Origin of the sequence: Methylocystis sp. JAN1, from assembly GCF_052186135.1 — a bacterium.
In the GTDB taxonomy this organism is placed as follows: domain Bacteria; phylum Pseudomonadota; class Alphaproteobacteria; order Rhizobiales; family Beijerinckiaceae; genus Methylocystis.
Genome location: NZ_CP181499.1, coordinates 1,868,546 through 1,886,541, shown reverse-complemented (window position 1 = coordinate 1,886,541; position 17,996 = coordinate 1,868,546). Strand labels below are relative to the sequence as shown.

The window sequence follows — 17,996 nt, the reverse complement described above, 5'->3', positions numbered from 1 at the left end:
GGTCAGCGTTTTTCAAGAACGGCAACCCCGCGCGTAGCGCCGATGAAGCGATCGCCGATGTCGCGGCGGATCGGCGCTACGGTTTCCCTCTTGCCGCCACAGACTTATTGCTGCGGTATGGTTTGTGTTGGGGATCCATTCACGGGATTGTTGAAAATCTGGTTGTTGCCGAAGGAGACGAGGGACCCGCCGCTCGCCGACAGTCCCGTTGCGGTATTTCCGAAAACCGAGACATTGCTCAATGACACGACCGAAGGCGCGTTATTCGAGGCGACGCCAAATTGATTGCTCGCGGAAACCGAATTCTTCACATTGAGCGCGGCGGCGCCCGAAGTGGCGACCGCGGCGACGCCGGCATTCAGATTGTGTGAAAAGACACTCTCGACGACCTCGACAGTGGCGTTGTCCTGTACGCGCAAGCCCGCCTTGTTGCGGCTTGCGGTGACGCCAATAATGTCGGCGGTTGCATGTCCTCCTCCGACCGGAGCGATGAAGATCCCGTAATTCAGATTGTCGGTAATAACGGAATTCTTCACCAGCAGGCTCGAATTTGCCGCTTGATTAGGCGCGAAATTGATCCCGAAATTCGTGAAGCCGTAAATGTGAACGTTTTCCACCTGGACGTTTCCGGCCGCAAGGATATTCAGGCCGGACAGCCCCGCTCCAAGACCGTTGATATCGAGATTGCGAAGCTGAATCGTATCGCTCGCGCCAGCTTGTATGACGATGCCATTCGTCCCGCTGACCAGGACGCCGGAAATAAACGATCCCCCGTCGATGCTGATGGCCTTCGTAATGGTCACAGCGCCGAAGCCGCCGGGGTCCAATACGTTGATTTCTCCCTTGGCCGCGGTCTTCGAGATCGCGCCCGCAAATGTCTTGCACGGAGCCGTACGGGAGCATGGATTCGCGTCGTCGCCTACGCCGGACACCCAGGTCCGCGTCGCTTGCGCACGGACTGAAACAGTCCCCGACAGGACGAATGCGGAAAAGAAAACGGTAAGGGTAGCAAAGCGCCTCATTAGAACCTCCTGGCGTATTTCTTCCACAAGGCCGCTCAAGAGGGCCGGACAACGCGGATTGGACAACCCCAACGGAGCAATCAAAGAGGAAAGCTATCCTAAAAGCCCCCTCTGCGCCAGCCGCCGAGGGTGCATAAGGAGCACGGGCTTGGACGCTATCGGCGAACGGTCGCGCGATACGCGCAAGCAGCTTCAGGCGCTGAACCGTTCGGGGTTCTGGGCGGGTTTTGCGTCCGAGACGCGGCGGGCTGGGCGGGAAATAACTGACAAGCTTCCGCCGCCCGACCTCCGAGACGGCTGACAGCCGACCGGGCGTTTGTTCGGCGGCCGTGGCCCCGGGCTGAGCCGAGCCGGCGTTCGCGACCTCCTTATCCGCGATGTCCCTGTTCCCTTTGCTCAAGGTCGCCCTAATTACGGTCGCATCGGTACCGGGCTGCCAGAGGCGGCAAAATGAACCTCCCCACGATTAAGCAGAACGGAAAGACGGTCATCATTGTCAAGGAGCCGCGTGTCGACGCTCACAACTCGGCAGAGTTGAAGGACCGGATATTGAAAATTCTCGAGGGAGGCGAGCGCAATCTCATCATCGATCTTGGAGAGGTTGAGTTCATCGACAGTTCGGGGCTCGGCGCGCTGCTCTCGGGCTACAAAAACGCCAGTTTGCACTCGAGCGCCTTCGCGCTCGCCGGATTGAAGCCCCGCGTGCGGTCGATGTTCGAACTTACGCGGCTGCATCGCGTCTTTGACATCTATTCCAGACTCCAGGAAGCGACCAGCAGCTAGGCCTGTGCGTGACTTAAATGCCGGACATGACGATGAACGTGGACATCGTGGTTCCCAACCAAACCCGCTATTTGCGGCTCGTCGGCAACATCGCCGAGCAGGTCGCCAAGGAGGTGGAAGCGACGAAACATGATCGCGAAACCTTGGCTTACAATCTCAATCTCGTTCTCACCGAAGCCGTGGCGAATGCGATCGAATACAGTCAGCCGAACAATCTGGGAGAAACCGTGAAGGTATGCCTGTCCGTCGAAAACAGCGATTTGTGGATTCGCGTCTTCGATCAGGGCAAAGGCTTCGATCTGAACGCCGTGCCAACTCCCGACTTCGATAACCTTACGGAACGCGGTCGTGGAATTTTCTTCATTCGCAGCCTCATGGATTACGTCGAATATCGGCGGACCGACCGCGGCAACGTTCTCGAAATGTGTAAACATCTGCAGTGACGCCGCCGGTCGGCGCGTGAGCCTTTGGGCCGACGGACATGCTCCAGCCAACTGATTGGGACGCCCGCGTTCGCAAATTCGTGAATCGCGCCGCACGCAAATTGCATCTCGAAGCGGTCGAGACGCCGTCCGAGAGCGCCTTTCCTGAAACCTATCGATCGCGTCAGGCCCCGATTCAGGCGGGTCGCGACCTGCTCATCATGCGGGCTGTCGTGGAAAGCGGAAGGGATGCGGCGGAATTGCGTGCGCTGCCCGGTCATCCGGAGGGGCCGCGCCGGGATTTGCGCATCTTCACCCTGGACGAACGGCCCCTTGACGAGCTGACGCCCCTCATTTGCAACCTTGGGGTTCGCGTGATCGACCAAACGCAGTTCAGTCTCAAATCAGGAGGCCGGACGCATTACGTCCGAAGCTTTATTGTCGAGGGGGCGGAAGAAGGCTCGTCGCGCTTCGAAGCCTTGAGAGGCCGGCTGAAGGCCGCCCTCTCCCGCTTGCTCGCGGGAGAGATCGAGAACGACGCTTTGAACCAGCTTGTGGGGCGCGCAGGCTTCGAGTGGCGCGAGGTTGACTTGCTTCGCGCCTATTGCGGCTACCGTCTGCAACTCGGCGCGTCGATCGGCCGCGATCGGATTTATGAGGCTCTTTTGCGCCATGTCGAAGCGGCGCGCCTTCTCTATCGTTATTTCCAAACACGCTTTCGCCCAACGGATCGGGAAGCCGAGCTGGAGGCGCTGAGCGCGATCCGTCAGCAACTTATCTCTATCCTGGAGACAGTCGAAAACCTGACCGACGACCGCATTTTGCGTGAAATATTCAATCTCGTGGACGCGACGCTCAGAACGAATTTTTTCGAGCCGGGAGACCCGACAAAACGCGCGCTCGCCATCAAAATCGACAGCATGGGCGTGATCAACGCGCCCAATCCAAGGCCGTTTGTCGAGATCTATGTGCGAGCGCGCAGTTTCGAGGGCGTCCATTTACGCGGCGCCAAGGTCGCCCGAGGCGGGCTGCGCTGGTCTGACCGCATCGAGGATTTCCGCACGGAGATTCTCGATCTTATGCAGACACAGATGGTGAAAAACGCCCTCATCGTTCCACAGGGCGCCAAGGGCGGCTTCGTGCTCAAGATCGCCAGCGCGGACCCCGCGGCGCGCCAACAATTGGGAAAGCGCGCCTATGGCGGCTTTATCCGCGGCTTGCTTGACGTCACTGACAATATCGAGGGCGCAGAAGTCACGCGATCGCCTCACATTGTCGCCTACGACAATCCCGACCCCTATCTTGTCGTCGCGGCGGATAAGGGAACGGCTTCCTGGTCCGATGAAGCCAACCGCATTGCAGCGTCATATAGATACTGGCTCGGAGACGCCTTTGCGACAGGCGGGTCCCATGGTTATCATCACAAGCGGCTGGGCATCACGGCGCGCGGCGCCTGGATATGCGTCAAGCGTCATTTTTATGAACTTGGCCGCGATATCGACCGTCAGCCTTTCACGGTCGTCGGCGTCGGGTCTATGGACGGGGACGTCTTCGGAAACGGAATGCTGCAGTCACGCAACATCCGCCTTTGCGGCGCGTTCAGCGGCCAGCATATTTTTCTCGATCCGAACCCCGATCCGCAGAGGTCTTTCGTCGAGCGCAAGCGGCTTTTCGACACGCCCAATTCGACCTGGGCGGATTACAATCCTCAATTGATTTCCCCGGGCGGCGGCGTCTTCCGGCGCGACGCGAAGGAAATTGAGCTGAGTGAACAGGTTCGCAGCTGGCTGTCGGTGCGTCACCGCGCCGTAGACGCCGAAGGACTGATCCGGCTTCTGTTGACGGCGCCTGTCGACCTGCTGTGGATGGGCGGAATCGGAACCTATGTGAAGGCCAGTTCGGAACGGAACGAGAGCATAGACGATCGAGCCAATGACGGCGCGCGCGTCGACGCTCAGCGCCTGCGCGCCAGGATCGTCGGCGAAGGCGCCAATTTGGGCTTCACGCAGAAAGCGCGCGTCGAATATGCGCTGGCCGGCGGCTGCATCAATACGGATGCGGTGGACAACTCGGCAGGAGTTGATCTTTCGGATCATGAAGTCAATCTCAAAATTCTACTGAAATCTTCCGGGGGGCGCGGTCCCGCCGATCTCGACGACGACGCGCGCAACGCGTTGCTCGCAGCGATGACCGACGAGGTCTGCAACGCCGTGCTCGACGACAGTTACCGACAGAGCCTGTGCCTCTCCCTTGAGCGCGAACGCAGCGTTTTGGACATCGAGCCCTTTTTGACGATCGCCGAATTGTTCGAGAGCTCGGGGTTGCGTGATCGAAATGTGGACGCCTTTCCGTCGCGCCGCGAAATCGCCCTGCGCACCGCCAAGGGACTGACGCGGCCGGAGCTTGCGCTGCTCATGGCCTATGCGAAGCTCGCGCTCAAGAGACAGTTGCTGGACGTCCCGGAGCTGCTCGATGCGGACTGGAGCCGAAGTTTCCTGGTCCGCTATTTCCCGCCCCGGGCGCTTGAAGGACGGGTTGACGAAGCGAAGCGCCATCCGCTCGCGCGGGAGATCGCGGCTTCGCTCATCAGCAATAAGATTGTGGACCAGGCCGGCGCTTGCTTCTTGCTTTTCGGCGAGGCGGCGGCCCCTAAATTGCTGCTCGACGCAGTCGCGCTTTATCTCACCTTCGATCACGTCGTCGAGGGCGACCAATGGCGCGAGGAGGTGCGCAAGCTGGACGGAAAACTCGAAGCGGGAGAGCAATGTCGCCGTCTCATGCAACTTGAGGACGCTCTGGCCTATCTGTGCCGCTGGGCTCTGCAACGGGGAAAGCTTTTGACGCCATCCGACGCGGTGATCGCCGAGTGGCGGCGGCATTTGCGCGTCTTTGCAGCGCAAGCGAGCGAGACCGCGGAATATTCGCTTCTCGCGACGCTCGCGCCCGAACTTTCACGCGAGCTTCTGCTGAGGCGATTGCGTGACTTTCCCTTCGTAGTCGAATTGGCGCAGAGGTCCGGCGAGAGCATACGCGTGGCGGCAAAGCTGTTTGACGAGGCCTCGGCGATGTTCGACCTGCGCCAAATATCCGCGCTTCTTGCGGAAGTCGTTTCGCGCGATCCGTGGGAACGCCAGTTGCAATCGACGCTGGATGACAGTCTGCGCTTGGCGCCGGCGCGTATCGCGGCGCTGGAGATCCGTCTTGGGCTTAAGGAGCCCGCCGAGCTTTTCCGCCAGGCCGGAATGGAATCGGCCTTCGCAAATGTAAAGGGTATACGCACGAAGCTCTTGCGGGAGCGGGGCTCATCGCTTGCCCCTTTCGCTACTCTCGCCGCCGAACTGGATTTGCTGATCGACGCTTGTGAGGAACGATGCGGAAGAGGCTAGCGCCAGACGGTCGGTTCATGCGGCAGACGGGAGAAATCACGTGCGGGTGAGCGAAGCAGATTTGGCGCACGCGATACTGGACGCAGAAGACGACGCGCTTTTCCTCCTGGATGCGTCGGGTGTGATCAGCGCGATGAATCGCTCGGCCGAACGACTCACCGGCTATTGCGAAGCGGAACTCGTGGGACGCCGCCTGCCTGGGAGGAACATCGTCGAGAACATTTTCGACGAACCGATGTTTGCGACAAGCGAGCCGCCCGAAGGGCTTCACGTGCGCGTGCGGCGAAAGGACGGAACGGCGGTTGACGCCGATTACGCCATGCGCCCTCTGGCTGCTGCGGCGCGCTCCATGAATATCCTGAGGCTTCGCCCGCGCTCGCATGAACAGGCGTCAGAATCGGCGCTCGACGACACGATAAAGAAACTCGCGGCGATTTTCGGCGGTATGTCCGACGGACTCGTTCTTATCGATGAAATCGGCGTGATGCGGCTTTTCAGCGCCGGCGCCGAAAGGCTTTTCGGATATAGCGCCAGCGAGGCTGTCGGCGCCAATGTCAAGATGCTGATGCCCTCGCCATTCCGCGAGGCTCACGACGCTTATCTTCGAGCCTATCGCGAAACGGGCGTGAAAAAAATCATCGGCATCGGCCGGGAGGTCGCCGGCCAGCGCAAGGATGGCTCGGTCTTTCCCATGTATCTTTCGATCGGCGAAATCTGGCTGTCGGGCGAACGTTACTTCGTTGGCATGACGCACGATCTGACACGCCTCAAAATGGCCGAGGAGCGGCTGCTGACCGTATCGGCTGCGATGGATCAAAGTCCCGTGGGATTCCTGATCGCCGACAAGGCCGGGCAGATACAATATGTGAACAGCGCCTTCGCGCGGCTGACAGGCTATGCGGCTGAAGAGCTTCTGGGAGAAAATCCACGCCTGTTGCAATCAAAGAAAACGCAGCGCGAACAATATCGCCGCCTGTGGGACACAATCCGGCAGGGCCGGGAGTGGCGCGGCGAGATACAGGATCGACGCAAGGACGGATCGCTCTACTGGGCGCTCGAAATGATCACGCCCCTGCGGGACGCTTCGGGCCGGGTGACGCATTACCTAGCCATTCAACAGGACATCACCGAACAGAAAAGAGACAAGGAAGCGCTTGCGGAGAGCGAGGAGCGATTTCGAAAGGTCGCCGAGATGGCCGGCGAATGGCTGTGGGAGCAGGATGCGCAGGGACACTATACCTATTCGAGCGGCGCGGTGCGCAATATTCTCGGCGTCCAGCCTGAAGAGATCGTCGGGAAGACCTACTCAAGCCTTTTCGTCCCCGACTGCACGCTGCTTTCCGACGCCGCTCCCCGGCCGCAGGCGAACGCGGAATTTCATCGTGTGGTGAATTGCTACCGTCGGAAAGACGGACGACGGGTTTTCACCGAATCAAGCGGCGCGCCGATTTTCGACAACAAAGGACGGCTGATAAAGTGGCGTGGCGTAGATCGCGATATCACGGCGGAAAAGGAATATGAGGATCGGCTGAGGGTGCGCGACCGCGCCATCGAATCGCTTCATGTGGGAATCGCGATTTCCGACGCCCGCGCGGCGGGCCACCCCAATATTTACGTCAATCCGGCGCTGTCGAGGATCACGGGCTACTCCCGCCAAGAGCTCCTGGGACACAGCATGAATTTGTTGCAGGGCCCCGAGACCGATCCCGAGGCGCTTCGCGAAATCAAGCGCGCACTCGCGCGCGGCGAAGGCTGCGAAGTGACGTTGAAGAACTATCGCAAGAATGGCGAGGCATTCTGGAACGAACTCGTTATTTCTCCGGTCCGCGACGGAAATGGCGTCATTACACATTACGTCGACATTCATACAGATGTTACGGAGCGACGCCGAGCGGAGGAGAGTCGGCGCGAGCTCGAGATCGCCAAACAGATCCAGCTCTCTCTCCTGCCCGATACGCCGCTTTGCGCCGCTGGCGCGATGATATTCGGCGTGTGCAAGCCCGCCACGCATGTGGGCGGGGATTATTTCGATTATTTTGAAAACGCCGGCTCGCTCGACGCCGCAATCGCCGACGTCTCGGGCCACAGCGTCGGAGCGGCTCTAATGATGACGGTGGTTCGCAGCATGTTGCGCGCGGAGGCGCGCAAGGCTGACGGACGATCGAATCCCGCCGCGGTTCTCCGGGAGCTGAATGATCTTCTGTATGGCGATCTCACGCAAGCAGAACTGTTCATCACCATGTTTTATTGCCGCTACGAGCCGGCCAATCGCCTGCTGCGCTACGCCAATGGCGGTCATAATCCCGCTTTGCTTCTGCGCTCGCATGAGAGCCGCTGCCGTCATCTCGATGGCGACGGACTCGTGCTCGGCGTCAAGAGCGCCGCAGAATTCGAGGATTGCAGCCTCGTTCTTCAAACGGGGGATAAATTGCTGCTCTACACCGACGGCGTCACGGAATCCCAGAGCCCTGCCGGGGAATTCTACGGCGTCGAGCGCCTGTGCAGCGCTTTTGAAGCGAACGGCCATCTCTCGCCGCAACCGCTCGTGCACGGCATCCTCGAAGACATGCGTCGGTTCCGCGAACGAATTCCCGCAAGCGACGACATTGCAATGGTCGCCATGCAGATCATCTGAATTTCTCGGGATGGCCTCGCGCCCTTGCGAGCGGTCTCGCCTTTTTCGGGGACGGCGGCGCAGGTGAATGGCGCCTCCTCCATCGTATTATTTTCCGCCGCCTTTCCCACGCTTCCGAAGGATGCGCATATCTTTTGCATGAATCGCCGGTCGGTCACGCTTCCTGAGCGGAATCACGGGCGGCGCGCGTCGCACATATCCGATATATTCGCAGCAGCAAATAATCGTCGAAAGATCGCTTAGGCTATCGTCACTGAGTTGTTCGCCGCCGCCCCGGCAGAAAAACACATCGTAACCGTTGCTGCGCCCTTCCGGGCCGAAGACGTCGAAGGCGTATGTCCAGCGATAATTTCCTTCGCTCTCGTCCAAAAGCCTAGCCGCAACCCTGGACAGCTCTTCGATCGAGGCTCCTCTGAACGTGAGCTCCGCCCATTCCGCCGATCCCACAGTGAAGATGGCGGAATCGCCGCGAACGCTATCGCCGCCGTGCTCTACCAGAAAGAGACGCATCTGGGTCCGAATCGTTGATGATGGGCATAAACCAGGGTGCATCTTGTTCAAGAGTAAGCTTCGGCTTCAATTCGTACGATTACTTAAAACGCAGCGGCCAGCAGGCCCCGATCCGCGGGGGAAAGCGCGCGCGCAGCATGAGGGCGGCGTCGACGACGCGGATCGTGGGCTTGGCGGTGACGCGTTGGCCCGGCATGGCTCGCATTGATACTGGCCTTCCGCCGAGCACGCCCTGGCCCGGCTTGAACCCGCGCGAGCAGCTTCGCCAAGCGCCCGCGCTCCTCCGCCTGGTTCGGCTCGACGCCGCCTACGTGGAATCGATGCAAGCGGCCTTGACTGCTTCTGACCGCAGCCAATTTGAGAGCGATCAACAAAGCCGGATCGACCATGCGACCCAGAACTTGTCTCGTAACGGCGTTACTCGCCGGGCTCGCGTTTTCCTGCAACGCGCTTGCGGGCGTGGACTTCAGGGACGGGCGTCGCTATCCAGGCGACGGCTGGCGCTGGGGAAGCGGGAGCGGTCTTGTCCGTGGTCCAAATGGCGTTTGGCGCTATTACGGGCCCACATATTCCGGACCGACATATTTCAGCGACACGCCATTTATGGATTGCTACGTCTACGATACGGCGCAAAGACATTGGGTGCAGATATGCGATTGACCCTTTGCGGTTAATGGACGTCGCCCAACTTAAAGCGCCTTTAGGAAAGCCGCCAACGCATCCTTTTCTTCAGCCGTGAGGCCGAGAGGCTTAATCTTCGGATCGAGGTTCGGATTGGGCCCTCCCCCTCGATCGTAGAATTCGATCACCTGTTCGAGCGTCTTCAAACTTCCATCGTGCATATAGGGCCAGCTATCCTTCACGCCTCGCAGCATGGGTGTCGCATAGGCCCAGCGATCCGCCGGATCTCTCGTGATCTCGAAACGGCCCACGTCATTGCGCGGCGGCGATTCGCCCAGTCCTGTCGCAGAGAGGGTCACTTCCTTGACGACGCCCGGCGCCAATTCAACCCTGATGTTCCCGGAGAGCTGTCGGCTCGAAAATTCAACGCCGGTGTTGTGGAAAGACTGGTCGGTGAACAAGGCGCTGTCGCGGTCGGTCCTATGGCAGGAAGAACAGCCGCCTTTCACGACGAAGACGTCATAGCCGCGCCATTCCTGCGCCGTAAGCGCGTCTTTTTCGGCGCCGAACAAGGCGCGATCGAAACGGCTGTCGCCTCGTAGAAGCGTCGCTTCATACGCCGCAATGGCGCGGCCCACGGCGCTCATGGAAACCCCTTCTCCCGGAAACGCGGCCTCGAAGGATAGGCCGTAGGAAGGGCTCTTGCGCAGCCGCTCGAGGAACGGGCCAATCCCGGTGTTGCCCATTTCGTCAGGGGCCAGCAGCGGGCCCCAAACTTGCGCCGCGAGATCGGTCTCGCGTCCGTCGTGGAAGAGATATGTCTTGAACACCACGTTGTAGAGAGAGGGCGCGTTGCGCCTTAAGGACCGGCCCTCCATGCCAATCGACAACGCGCTCTGATTTGAGGCGAAAGCCTGCGCGGGGATGTGACACATCGCGCAGGAGAGCGCGCCATTGGCGGAAAGGCTGCGGTCGAAGAAGAGCTTCTCGCCCAATTTCTGCATCGCGACCGTGCCTGCCGCCTTCGCTGGAATGGGCGGCAGGCCGAGCGGTCGCGCGCGCTCGTCGGCTTCCGCGAAACCGGCGCAAGCGAGGGCGACGAAATGCGCGACGAGAAATCCGCTGAGCCTGTGCAGCACGTCACTGATCCTTTGGCTTGCCGCGAGCGTCCGGGAAGGCGAGAGCAAGCGTGCGCGCGTCGTTCAACAGATTTTCCGGACTGAGAAACGCCGTACTATAGATCTCCCGCACCCAACCCTCCGGATCGATGAGAAACACTTTCAGCATGTGGTTGATCGCGCCGGTTCGACGGCCCGTTGGGTCGCGTTCGTACCCCGTATCCTGTCCCATGGCGCGCAGGAGAGGCGCGATTTGTTCTTCCGTCCGGCCGGTGAGAAAAAGCCATGGCGGCGCGTGGTCGTCCTCTTCGGCGACGCTGAAAAGGCGCAAAACGGAGGGCGTATCGCGTCGGGGGTCGACGCTCACGAAAAGCAGCCGAAATCGCTTTTCAAGCAGAGGATCCGACGCCGCAGCCTTTCTCGCCGCCTCGAAGGTCGACCAGGCGACGGGACACCCTGCGGGGTCCTCGCAGTGGCCATAGAAGAAACCAAGCGCCGTGATCGCGCCTCTCACATAAGAGGAAAAAGCGACAGGCTTCCCATCGGCGTTCAGCAATTGCGCCTCGGGCGCACGCTGAATGCGTTGCAAGACATAAGCGCCCGCCGCAGGCAAATTGGCGACCGCAGGGGCGACGATTTCCGCGCAAAGCGCATGCTCGGCCGTTGAAAGCCATGCGAGCGCGGCGCCAAGGGCGAAGAAGGGCGCGCGGGCGCCCTTCTTTTTTGTATGACCGGGAATCACGGCTGTTCGGCCTTCTGCGCCCGCGCTGTGAACTTCATGTGATGCGCCCGTCCGAGTCCTTCCTTGTGAAAGTCGACGGCGAAGTCTTCCTTGAGCTCCTTGCCGTCCCAGGAGTAGCCCTTCAGGAACTGTTCGTTGTCGGCGCCTTTTTTGTCCCAGTTGGCGAGGAGCGAGGACGTGAAATAGACGCGCTTCCCGTCCCAGCTTTGCGAGACCATATTGACCTGCGCGCCGATCTTTTTGGAATAGATCTGCTTGGGGGCTTCCGGATTGGAGAGGTCGAAGAGCCGCGCCGTTCCGTCCATGAAGGTGTTCACCCAAAGCGAGGACGCGTCGGAGGAGATGGAGATGTCCACGGGCAACGGGATGCTGGCGGGATCCCCCACATCAGCCACAGGCTTCGCCTGCCATTGATGGTTTTCGTCCTGCTTGATGAGGTAAAGCTTGGAGGTGAGCGCGCCGGCCGTTATCGCCCAATCCGCGCCGGGCTTCAGCGCCCAGCGGATTTCAAGCGGCGCGCCAGGCGCCGAGAAGACCTTTTCCGGCTTCATCGCCTTCAGGTCCCAAAGCACCATGGTGTTGCCGAAATTCTTCATGGCGGAGCTGTCCTGGATGAGCTGGGACAGGTCCATCATATAATTGGTCCAGCCCGTGAAGCTCGAGGTGAGCATGCGGTTCTGAGCCGGATTGATGGCGATGTCGTAGCCATAGCCGTCGCCGCCATTGTCGAGCGGCATGGGCGTCGTCGAAACGAGGTCGCCGGCATTGTTATAAGTGATCAGGCCCGTGACGCCGCCGTGATCCTTCTTGTTCGACAGCGCCTGCACAAGCATGCGGCCCGGCAAGGCGTAGAAGGTATGCGGACCGACATAGCCCGTGCTCTCGGCGAGGTTGTCGATCGTCTTGACCAGTTCCGGCTTAGATGGATCAGAGCCGACGTCGAAGATGAAAATCTTGCTGTCGTCCAAACGACCCGCCCAGAGATATTTGCGGTCGTCGGTGAAGCCCATGTGATGCGCCTCGCCGCGGCCCCCAACGGAAATCGCGTTGATCACTTTCCCATATGTCGACGAGCCGGGAATGACGTCGATCGTCACGAGTTTGTCCGACTCGTCGCCGACGCCTTTCTCACCCAGCGTCCAGACGTGGAGATATTGCTCCTGGCCCTTGATGAGGCCCGTCATGAAAGGCGAATTGCAGGTTTCGTCGGCGCGCGCGGGCGCCGGGGCCGCCAGCGACAGCAGGGCGCCCGACAGGCACAGGCCAAATGCGACGCGCTTCGACGCAGCGCGCCGGATCTCTGCAGCTTTCATTTCTTCCTCCCTCCTTTGCGCCGATCGGCCTAAGCCGAGGCTGGATCGATGATCGACTTGACTTCGCTGATGCGATTGGCGGGGAAGCCCCCAAGCTCAGCGTGTTTACGAACGAGATCCGCGGTGGGCGCGATATAGATGCAGTAGATCTTGTCGTCGGTGACGTAGCTCTCGACCCACTGCACATCCGGCCCGAGACTTCGGAGGACGGAGCATGATTTCTGGGACACCGCCCGCAGATCGTCGGCGGACATCCGCCCCGCCCCGGGAATCTCACGTTCGATGATGAATTTCGGCATGTTTCCCTCCAGTGGTTCATCTAGGGTCATGTGTAAAATGACCGGTCGTCTTGTTCTAGCGCAAAAAAAGGGCTACGCCCGAAAATAACCGTTCAGCAGCATGTCGCAGAACTGCGTGAGGGGACGCACGGAGCGTTCGATTTTCATGCGCAGAAGAGCGCCTTGCCAGACATTCACCAGAAAGTCCGCCATGTCTTTTGCGTCAATGTCCTTGCGAAAGCTTCCCTCTCGCTGTCCGCGCGCAATGCCTTCGCGCAGCTTGTCGCGATAGCGATGCACCGCATTGCGCAGCGATGTCTGCGCGAGTTCGCTCGTGTCGCCGATTTCGCCGATAAGGTTCCCGAGAAGACAGCCGCCCTTGAAATCGCGGCGCTCCGTCTCTTCGATCAGTTCGTTGAAATAAGCGCGCAACGCGGCGTCCGCGCTCACGTCTTTGCGCTGAAGATGGCGATCAAGCTGTTTGATGAAGGGGTCGATATAGTGCTTCACCACCTCGGCGCTGAAGGCTTCCTTGCTGGCGAAGTAATTATAAAACGAGCCCTTGGGCACGCCGGCGCTCTGCACAAGCTCCTGGAGGCCGGTGCCGTGATAGCCCTGCTCCATGAGAAGGGCGACGCCCTTGTCCAAAAGCTTGTCCCGAAGTTCGTTGGGGTCGCGTCGGCTCATGGAATGAGCTATACGACCAGTCGTCTTATTTGGCAATCGTTTTTTCGCATCGGCGGCGCTTGGGACGGGACGCGTTGTTGAGGCGCGTCTCCATCGCAGGGTTATGCGCACAGGCGGCCAGAACGGCTCGCCCTGCGCCCGTGTCCGTCCCTTTCAGCGCGCCAGAGCCCCGAATTTTGACAAATTGAACTGCTAGCGAGCGCTGAAAGGCGGTCGCCGGCGTCTGTGAAGAGGGCTATGGCCAAGCTTTCCAGCGGACCGTTGCACGCCTGCAATAGCGTTTTTCTTCGCTTCGATTCACATTTGAATCCGATTCGGAGATCTTTTCATGCAGCCGCGCAGTCGCTTCGGCGGCGACCCATCATTGGCGTTCGGCGCCGCGCTCTTGTATATGCTTTCCCTCCCCGCCGCGCGCGCGGAGGACAGGTTCGCCTTTATCGAGATCGGCGACGCGCCGGAGCACGCCCCTTGCGAGACTCGCGGGGCCGGCAAAGGCCGCAGCCGCTGCGCGGCGCCCCGGAGCGCGCCTGTCCGGCTTGAACGGCCGCTTTTCGCGGTTGTCTCCATCGCCGACCAGAGCGTTTCGATCTACAACCATCATGGTCTCGTGACCCGTTCCGAGGTCTCGACGGGCATGACAGGGCACGCCACGCCGAAGGGCATTTATTCGATCATCGGCCGCGAGCGGATGCACGCCTCCAATATTTATTCCGGCGCGCCGATGCCCTTCATGCAGCGACTGACCTGGTCGGGCATCGCCATGCATCTGGGCGTGGTGCCGGGTTATCCCGCGTCGCATGGCTGCGTGCGCCTTCCCGCCGACTTCGCGGCGAAACTCTGGGGGATGACGCGGATCGGCGAGCGCGTCGTGATCGCGCCCTATGACGTAACGCCGGCGTCTTTCGCTCATCCGCTCCTGCCCGAGCCGAAGATGCAGCTTCTGGCCGATGCCGGCGTCTCGGCAAACCCGCCCGCTACGACGCAAATCGCCTCGCCGGCTCCCGCCGAGCCGCCAAAGCTCAATCCCCGCCAATATGCGGATTGGCTCAAGGCGAAGGCCGCGGCCGACAGAAAAGCCGCTATCCAGGCCGATATCGAAGCCTATCTCGCGGCTGATGCGAGGGAGACGGAATCTCTTCGTCTCGCCGAAGAGCTGAAAGCGGCGGAGAGCGCTCTTGCCGCCGCCCAGAATAAGGCCGAAATCGCGAACCGCGTCCTCGAGGGGGCCGAGCCCGACGCCAGAGAGGGCGCCGCAGCCGCCAAAGCGAAGGCTGAGGAGGCGCGCGCCGGCGCAGCGGCGAAGCTCGACGCTGCGAGGAAGGCGTCAGAAGCGAACGCGTCGGAGACGACGGCGGCCTATCGGCGCTGGAACGACGCGGCTCGGGCCTTCGACGCCGCAAGGGCCGCGGACCAGGACGCTGATTATCGGACCGCGCCCGTTTCCGTGTTGATCAGCAAAGCGGATAAACGCGTTTATGTGCGCCAGGGTTTGGCGCCCGTTTTCGACGCGCCGGCCAATGTGCGCGAACCCAAGACGCCGCTCGGATCGCACCTCTACATCGCAACCGCTGCGGACGGCGCGACTCTGAAATGGTCTGTCATCTCGATTTCGCCCCAGGGCGACGACGAGACGGAGCCGCGCAAAAAGAGGAAATCTTCGGACGAGTCTTCCGACGACGGCTACGCGCCCTATTCCGGCCTGTCGTCGAGCCCGGACGAGGCTTTGGAGCGCATCGAGATGTCGCAGGAGGTTCGGGACCGCATTTCGGAGCGGATTTGGACCGGCGCCTCGATCATCATTTCAGACCAGCCGCTGAGCGGCGAGACGAATAATGTCGGAACGGATCTCGTGGTCAGGCTGCGTTAGAAACTGGCCGTTCAGCGCCGCAGAAAGGCGTAGATAAACGCGCCGAGGAAGATCACGAAGAGCGCGATGCTCGGCCAATCATAGGCCTCGCGCGCAGGATCGTTCTTTTCTTCCGGCCCCCGGTTTTGATCATGACCCTTCATCGCGACGCCTCCCTCGCCTGGAAGCGATATCCCACGGCCAGGGCCGTCGGCAACGCTTTAACGTCGCCCGTTTGCCATATTTCGAGACAACTTCTTGCCAAGGATTAAGGGATTGTTAAAGATGAGCTCCATTTCCGGTTGCAGCCGCCGAGAGTAGCCCATGTTCAAGCGTTTTCTTCCCGCAACGGCGCTCGCCGGCGGATTGGCCTTCGTCTCCACCCTTGCTTACGGCTATACGGCGGCCGCCCCCGTATTGATCCCGCCCGCATTCGAGCGCCCGATGAGCCCGGCCGCGGCCTGCGCCGCCGAGGCGCAGGAGCAGTTCCTTTCGGGGCCAGCGTTCGACAGCTTCATGGCGACGTGCACCAGCGCCGGCGTTGCGCGGCTTTGCGATCACGCCGCGTCCGTCCGGAAACTGACGGGAAAGAAGCGCGCAGTCTTCACGCGCGAATGCGCCATTCAGGTCGAGGAAGCGCAGAACTGACGGATCGTCAGCGCGCGTTCAAGGAAAGCGACGCGCTGGACCTGCTCTGGATTTCGCCCCTACTGGCCCAAGACATGCTTGCATGCGTTCCATCCAGAAGCGCCATGTCGGGAAGGAAACGCGCAATGTCGGAGGCTGGCGAAACGCTCCAGGGCTATTTCATCGATTGGGACGGCAAGCTGCGGCCGATCGGCAATCCCGGCAAGGGCCTGCGCTGCGAAGTGGATTTCAAAGCCAAATATGTGATGGTCTTCAATAAGTATGGCGGGCTCGACCACGAGTCGACCTGGTATCCAAACGTAACGGCGGTGGAAAAGGCCGGCATCAAGGTCGCATATGCGGATCTTGACGCGCCGATCAAGATTTCCTCAATCGAGTAGAGCGCGCCGCCAGAAATGGGAGCCCGTTCTCGCCTGAAGCGCGCTCTAAACCTTTAGAATCCGACGGCGTGTCCGGTCCGGGCGATTCCGCCAAAGCGCAGCGCGGCGGCGGCGCCGTCACTCCCCCATCCCCGCCGCCGCCATCTCCTTTTTTTGGCAGATGCGGACGCTTTCGTTCAGCCGCCAGCAATCATCTTCGTGAGCCGGTTGCGGCTGGCACGCCGCCCAGAGGATCGCGCAATAGGACAGCGAAAGGTAAAGACAAACAATCCTGTTCTCCATAATGCGAACGCTTCCTCTTACGAACTTACTGTTTTCATTTGTAGAAAGTGAACACTAACGGCAACGCTGCCGCAAGGCGAAAGTCCGTCGATCAACGGCAACGCTTAACCAAATCTAAGCGCCGGGTTTTTTGTAAGAATGGGAGCTGGCTTGCGTCTGGCTGCTCGGCCGCTCGGCGTCGCCCTTCCTCAACGAGGAAAGGGCGACGCCGCGGCTCCGTCAAGCCTTGGCGGCGGCGCTGAGCGCGCCGAGGACGGCCTGCATGGCCTCCCGGTTGCCCAGCTCTTCATAGGCGTAGCCGCATTCGATCATCGCCTTGCGTGTGGCTGCGCGCATCTTCGACAGATTGCTGCGCGCCATCGTCGGGAACATGTGGTGCTCGATCTGGCTGTTGAGTCCGCCGGTGAGCCAGTCGAAGAAGAGCGAGCTGGGCGTGTTGCGGGTCGCACGCGCCTGCCGGTCGTAGAAGCCTTTCGCTTCCGTCGCGTCGTAAATCTCCATGCCCGTGTGGTTGAGCACGAAGACGAAAGCGAGGATGAAGCCGCCGAGAAGCTGGGCAGAGACGAACCAGAGCCAGCCGGTCCAGGCGGCGCCGGGCGTCAGCATGCCAGCGAGCATGAGGCCGAGAACCCAATGAGCGACGCAGAGAACGCCTTCCACGGTCTTTTCCCTGCGGAACGCCGTCTCGATGCTCTGCCAGCTCCAATTGAAGCGGGCGATCGAGAGCAACGGAAAGAAGAGCGCCACCTGCGCGCGCCGCAAGGCCAGGAACGCCGTCTTCTTCCAGCCCGCGTCCGCCGCAAGGGAATTATATTCGACCAGCGCCTTGTCCCATACGATCCACGGCACGGAATCGATGTCGCCGTCGATCGGCGTGAGCACGCCGCCCTCGCTCATGCGGCAGGCGTTGGGGAAGGAATGATGCAATTCGTGCTTTTCGACCCACCACGTCGCTCCAAAGCCCTGCAGCAGCGCCACCGCGCGCAGCATGAAGCGCGGCTTCGCGTCGTCGCGCGGCCCCCATTGGTTGTGGGCGAGATCGTGACCCAGATAGGCGGTGCGGGGATAGTGAAGTCCGAGGATGACGAAGCCGGCGAAGGCCGCCAGGCCGCCCTGGGACAGAAGATAGAAAGCGAGCGCGGGAACGCCGACGAGCTCGACGCAGCGAAGCGCCTGCTCCCAAATCGTCACGTCGAAATAGCCTTTCGCGCGCGCTTCGGTCTTTAGTGACGCCATGCGCTGGGCCAGCGCTCTCGCATCCGGGCCGCTCACCTCGTGAGCCCCGGCAACTAGTTCCATATTCTCGCTCAACTTGTTCCCCGC

At 60.8% G+C, this 17,996-nt stretch carries 16 protein-coding genes; 7 read left to right on the top strand and 9 right to left on the bottom strand.

Annotation, left to right across the window (positions count from 1 at the left end; translation table 11 throughout):
- Positions 1 to 104: 104 nt before the first annotated feature.
- Positions 105 to 1,022 (bottom strand): right-handed parallel beta-helix repeat-containing protein, encoded by a 918-nt coding sequence (locus tag ACNHKD_RS08865; protein ID WP_442756687.1) that lies wholly within the window; start codon positions 1,020 to 1,022, stop codon positions 105 to 107.
- A 450-nt stretch (positions 1,023 to 1,472) separates the two neighbouring features.
- On the opposite strand from ACNHKD_RS08865, the gene ACNHKD_RS08860 reads away from it, so the two are divergent.
- From ACNHKD_RS08860 to ACNHKD_RS08845, 4 genes are read left to right on the top strand one after another with little or no spacing between them, the layout of a single operon-like run.
- Positions 1,473 to 1,805 (top strand): STAS domain-containing protein, encoded by a 333-nt coding sequence (locus tag ACNHKD_RS08860; RefSeq protein ID WP_442756686.1) that lies wholly within the window; start codon positions 1,473 to 1,475, stop codon positions 1,803 to 1,805.
- A gap of 32 nt (positions 1,806 to 1,837) precedes the next feature.
- A complete protein-coding gene (locus ACNHKD_RS08855) occupies positions 1,838 to 2,248 on the top strand; it encodes an ATP-binding protein (protein ID WP_442756685.1) in 411 nt (136 codons plus the stop codon).
- Between the two features lie 38 nt (positions 2,249 to 2,286).
- Positions 2,287 to 5,613 (top strand): NAD-glutamate dehydrogenase domain-containing protein, encoded by a 3,327-nt coding sequence (locus ACNHKD_RS08850; protein WP_442756684.1) that lies wholly within the window; start codon positions 2,287 to 2,289, stop codon positions 5,611 to 5,613.
- A 46-nt stretch (positions 5,614 to 5,659) separates the two neighbouring features.
- Positions 5,660 to 8,248, top strand: coding sequence for a PAS domain S-box protein (locus ACNHKD_RS08845; RefSeq protein ID WP_442756683.1), 2,589 nt, complete (start codon positions 5,660 to 5,662; stop codon positions 8,246 to 8,248).
- An 87-nt stretch (positions 8,249 to 8,335) separates the two neighbouring features.
- On the opposite strand, the gene ACNHKD_RS08840 is transcribed toward ACNHKD_RS08845, so the two are convergent.
- The 6 genes from ACNHKD_RS08840 to ACNHKD_RS08815 all read right to left on the bottom strand — a co-directional run bounded on the left by ACNHKD_RS08840 (position 8,336) and on the right by ACNHKD_RS08815 (position 13,517).
- A complete protein-coding gene (locus tag ACNHKD_RS08840; protein ID WP_442756682.1) occupies positions 8,336 to 8,809 on the bottom strand; it encodes a hypothetical protein in 474 nt (157 codons plus the stop codon).
- A gap of 638 nt (positions 8,810 to 9,447) precedes the next feature.
- A complete protein-coding gene (locus ACNHKD_RS08835) occupies positions 9,448 to 10,518 on the bottom strand; it encodes a cytochrome-c peroxidase (protein WP_442756681.1) in 1,071 nt (356 codons plus the stop codon).
- 1 nt (position 10,519) lies between these two features.
- Positions 10,520 to 11,239 carry an SCO family protein gene (locus ACNHKD_RS08830; protein ID WP_442756680.1) on the bottom strand — a complete coding sequence of 240 codons (720 nt, stop codon included), beginning with the start codon at positions 11,237 to 11,239 and terminating at the stop codon, positions 10,520 to 10,522.
- Positions 11,236 to 12,552, bottom strand: coding sequence for a selenium-binding protein SBP56-related protein (locus ACNHKD_RS08825; RefSeq protein WP_442756679.1), 1,317 nt, complete (start codon positions 12,550 to 12,552; stop codon positions 11,236 to 11,238). Before ACNHKD_RS08825 ends, ACNHKD_RS08830 begins: the two co-directional genes overlap by 4 nt.
- A 29-nt stretch (positions 12,553 to 12,581) precedes the next feature.
- Entirely contained in the window at positions 12,582 to 12,851 is a 270-nt protein-coding gene (locus ACNHKD_RS08820) for a DUF4242 domain-containing protein (protein WP_442756678.1), read from the bottom strand.
- A 72-nt stretch (positions 12,852 to 12,923) separates the two neighbouring features.
- Positions 12,924 to 13,517 carry a TetR family transcriptional regulator C-terminal domain-containing protein gene (locus ACNHKD_RS08815; RefSeq protein WP_442756677.1) on the bottom strand — a complete coding sequence of 198 codons (594 nt, stop codon included), beginning with the start codon at positions 13,515 to 13,517 and terminating at the stop codon, positions 12,924 to 12,926.
- Between the two features lie 328 nt (positions 13,518 to 13,845).
- Here ACNHKD_RS08815 and ACNHKD_RS08810 point away from each other — a divergent pair, with 328 nt between their 5' ends.
- The gene (locus ACNHKD_RS08810; protein WP_442756676.1) at positions 13,846 to 15,384 is read left to right on the top strand and encodes a L,D-transpeptidase family protein; all 1,539 of its coding nucleotides are present in this window, start codon (positions 13,846 to 13,848) and stop codon (positions 15,382 to 15,384) included.
- Between the two features lie 11 nt (positions 15,385 to 15,395).
- Here ACNHKD_RS08810 and ACNHKD_RS08805 read toward each other — a convergent pair whose 3' ends face one another.
- Positions 15,396 to 15,527: a hypothetical protein gene (locus ACNHKD_RS08805; RefSeq protein ID WP_442756675.1), complete on the bottom strand. Its 132-nt coding sequence runs from the start codon at positions 15,525 to 15,527 to the stop codon at positions 15,396 to 15,398.
- A gap of 160 nt (positions 15,528 to 15,687) precedes the next feature.
- On the opposite strand from ACNHKD_RS08805, the gene ACNHKD_RS08800 reads away from it, so the two are divergent.
- Positions 15,688 to 16,011, top strand: a complete 324-nt coding sequence (locus ACNHKD_RS08800) for a hypothetical protein (RefSeq protein WP_442756674.1) — start codon at positions 15,688 to 15,690, stop codon at positions 16,009 to 16,011.
- A gap of 125 nt (positions 16,012 to 16,136) precedes the next feature.
- Positions 16,137 to 16,391: a hypothetical protein gene (locus ACNHKD_RS08795; RefSeq protein WP_442756673.1), complete on the top strand. Its 255-nt coding sequence runs from the start codon at positions 16,137 to 16,139 to the stop codon at positions 16,389 to 16,391.
- A 501-nt stretch (positions 16,392 to 16,892) separates the two neighbouring features.
- On the opposite strand, the gene ACNHKD_RS08790 is transcribed toward ACNHKD_RS08795, so the two are convergent.
- Positions 16,893 to 17,972 carry a fatty acid desaturase gene (locus ACNHKD_RS08790; RefSeq protein WP_442756672.1) on the bottom strand — a complete coding sequence of 360 codons (1,080 nt, stop codon included), beginning with the start codon at positions 17,970 to 17,972 and terminating at the stop codon, positions 16,893 to 16,895.
- Positions 17,973 to 17,996 lie beyond the last annotated feature (24 nt).